The organism is Bacteroides sp. (genome assembly GCF_029057325.1).
Lineage (GTDB): Bacteria > Bacteroidota > Bacteroidia > Bacteroidales > Bacteroidaceae > Bacteroides.
Genome location: NZ_JAICZW010000187.1, coordinates 1 through 3483, shown reverse-complemented (window position 1 = coordinate 3483; position 3483 = coordinate 1). Strand labels below are relative to the sequence as shown.

Annotated in this window: 2 protein-coding genes and 1 pseudogene; all 3 read right to left on the bottom strand. The window is 50.1% G+C overall.

What is annotated here, in order from left to right; all coding sequences use genetic code 11:
* Positions 1–625, bottom strand: a 625-nt coding sequence (locus K2G43_RS12625; RefSeq protein WP_300155787.1) for an MATE family efflux transporter, incomplete at its 3' end; no start/stop codon positions are given.
* 96 nt (positions 626–721) lie between these two features.
* Positions 722–2569 (bottom strand): membrane protein insertase YidC, encoded by a 1848-nt coding sequence (yidC, locus tag K2G43_RS12620; protein ID WP_300155784.1) that lies wholly within the window; start codon positions 2567–2569, stop codon positions 722–724.
* Between the two features lie 25 nt (positions 2570–2594).
* A pseudogene (locus K2G43_RS12615) lies at positions 2595–3483 on the bottom strand (CTP synthase); the annotation flags it as partial.

Here is a 3483-nt window from a genome sequence, read left to right as displayed (position 1 = left end):
GTATAAAGAATACCAGCGATACCAATTCGGCAAGCGACGAGCCGATGGCTGCTCCGGCAATGCCGAGTGCGGGGAATCCTAACTTGCCGAAGATAAGGATGTAGTTGAATATGACATTGCTCATCACCATTACGATGGAGTTCAGCGTCAATGTCTTGGTTTGCGTGGTTCCTAAAAAGAAAGCGCGGAAGATGACGGCACTGAACGAAAAGAATGCGCCGAACACCCGCCAATGCAGATAACTGCTTGCCGCTTCGTAGATATGCTCCGAGGCGACGATTTGCTTCAAGATGATAGGGGAGAGGAAGTAGGAGAGCAGGAACATGACAGCCGCCAGTCCCACCTGGAAATAGATGCCTTGATAGAACAAGTTGCCGATTTCCCGATATTGCTGTTCGCCGTTGCGTCGTGCCATCAGTATCTGCGCCCCGATGCTGAAGCCGAAGGCGACCATGAAAATGACCGTATAAAAGACACCGGCAATGGCGGATGCCCCCAGTTCTACTTCGCCTACACGTCCTAAAAAGGCGGTGTCGGTCATTCCTATCATCTGCTCCATGAGCAGGCTGATGAGGATGGGGTAGGCGATGAGCCAAATCTCTTTATAAGTGTATTTTGTTTGCATACTGATATGGATTTTAGGTAAAAAAAGAGGAGGACGTGTCAAAAAAAAGATTTCGGCGCGTCCTCCTCGTAACTTGTCAACTCGTTTCCTCGTCAACTATTTCTTGTTTTGTGTTTCCCGCATCATCTGTTCTTGTTGATTCTGCATCGCTTCCAGACGGGCGGCGAAACCGGAGGTCTTCATCTTTTTCGGGTCTTTCTTGTTGGCTTCCAACTGGGCAAGAAGTGCTGCCTCGTTGGTAGTCTTTCGCATGATAATGGTTGTTGCTACACTAATCAGCGTGGAGATGAAGTAGTAGTAGTTCAATCCTGCCGGATAGCTGTTCAAGATAAACAGGAACATAAGGGGCATCAGGTATGACATCCACTTCATTGCCTCCATCTGCGGATTGGCACCCGTGTCTTGCTGCTGCATCATGTACTTCGTGTTCAGTATGTTGGTTGCCGTCATCAGCAGGCAGAACAAACTGAGGTGACTGCCGAGGAACGGAATGTGGAACGGGAAGTTGATGATGGCATCGTAGGTGGAGAGGTCGTCCGCCCACAAGAAACTCTGCTGGCGCAGCTCGATGGCACTCGGAACGAACATGAACAATGCCATCAGAATGGGGAACTGTATCAGCATAGGCAGACATCCACCCATCGGGCTGACGCCATACTGGCTGTAGAGTCCCATGATTTCCTGCTGCTTCTTCATGGCATCCTCCTGTCTGGGATACTTCCGGTTGATTTCATCGATTTTCGGCTTTAATACGCGCATCTTGGCAGATGACATGTAGGTTTTCCAAGTAGTGGGAAATACCACGATTTTCACAATCAGCGTCATCAGCAGCAGCACGATGCCCATGCTCAATCCCCAGCCGGAGAGCCAGTCGAAGAGGTTGATGGTGAACCATTTGTTTATCCAGCGGATGAGCGGCCAGCCTAAATAGACCAGACGGTTCAGTTCCCAATCCTTATCCAAATCATCTCCTACGGCACTCAATGTCTTGTAGTGGTTCGGACCGAAATAGAAATAGAGCTGCGTGGGCTCTTTGCCTGTCGGGTCGAACTTCGCGTTCATTTCGGCAGCGTAGTCTTTGATGTAGCCGCTGCCTTGAGCCTCCATGTTGGAGAAAAGTTTGGCCTTCTCGAAGTTTGCGTCAGCCAGAAACACGGAAGAGAAGAACTGGTTCTTGAAAGCAATCCATTCCAGCGGTTCTTTCAATTCTTTCTCATCGTTTTTGGATGCGGACAGGTAGTCGGTGTCATCGCCTGCTAGTTTGTAGGTCAGCTCCGACAAGCGGTTCTCGTAGGTATATCCTTTCTCTATCTGGCGGGCACGTTGCGACCACTCTATGTCCACATGTTTGTTGGTTGCGGCCAGCTTGTCTTCCATGTTGACAGCTTGGATGGTGAAGTCCACCAGATAAGAGTCGTTTCGCATGCGGTAGGTGAAGTCTATGTAGCTGTTCTCGTCTGCCGCGAGGCGCATGGTGACGCTGCTGTCTGTGCGGCCCGTTGCAGTGAAGAAGTACTCTTCCGTCTGGATAGTCTCTTGCTTGTTATAGAAGAGGAAATTCATGGAAGCTTCATCTCCGCTGAACAGGGTGACGGGAGTCGTTTTGTCCTGTCCCATGTAGTTTTTCAGGGTAGCCGATGCGATGCGTCCGCCTTTTGTATCTACGGTTATTTCTGCCAGATTGTTCTGGATGGTCACTTGTGAGTTTGTTCCTTGACGTGCGTTGAAGAAGAGGGCGGTGGAGTCCGCCTTTGCTTCTTTCTCGTTAGCCAAGGCTGCTTCAGCTTTTGCCTGCAAGTCGGCTTCGCGTTGCTGCACCTGTGCAATGGAGTCGTAGTAGCGTTGCTGCGCTTCCAGTTGCTCTTGGGTAGGGCGGCTCAAGTAGCTGAATCCCACTAATAAGATCCCAATCAGAACAAGGCCGGTAATGGTGTTTTTATCCATTCTTTGTTAATTACAAAATTACTGATTACTGATTATTCTTTTCGTTTTCGTTTTCGATGGCAGCTTTCACGAATGCCAGGAACAGCGGATGCGGATGTAATACCGTACTGCTGTATTCGGGATGGAACTGCGTGCCGACAAACCATTTCAGGGTCGGTATCTCCACGATTTCCACCAAGTCCGATTCGGGGTTGATGCCTACGCATTTCATGCCTGCCGCTTCATATTCTTCCTTATAGGCGTTGTTGAACTCATAGCGATGGCGATGGCGCTCCTGGATGTGTTCGGTTCCGTATGCCTCGTATGTCTTGCTGCCTTTTTGCAGGACACATTCGTAGGCGCCTAGACGCATTGTTCCACCCATATCGGTGATGGATTTCTGCTCTTCCATGATGTCGATGACGTTGTGCGGTGTCTTTTCATTCATTTCGCGCGAATTGGCATCGGCATAGCCTAATACGTTCCGGGCAAATTCGATGGCGATGCATTGCATACCCAGACAGATACCGAAGGTAGGAATGTTGTGTGTGCGCGCATATTTGATGGCTACAAATTTGCCTGCGATGCCGCGTTCGCCAAATCCCGGACCAATCAGTACGCCCGCCATGCCTTTCAAGGCTTCCTCTACGTTATCGTCCGTCAGTTTCTCGCTGTTCACAAAATCCACCGATACCTTGCGGTCATTGTAAGTTCCGGCTTGTGAAAGGGCTTCGCGAATGGATTTGTAGGCATCCTGCAAATCATATTTACCCACCAGCGCAATGTGCAGAGGTGTTTGTTCTTCGGCCTTGTGACGGCGTTCGAGGAAAGCGCGCCACGGGCCCAATCCCGGAGTGTCGCCTACCGGAAGTCCCATCTTCTTTAAGATGGTGGCATACAGCCCTTTCCCTTGCATCAAAAGCGGCACTTAGTAG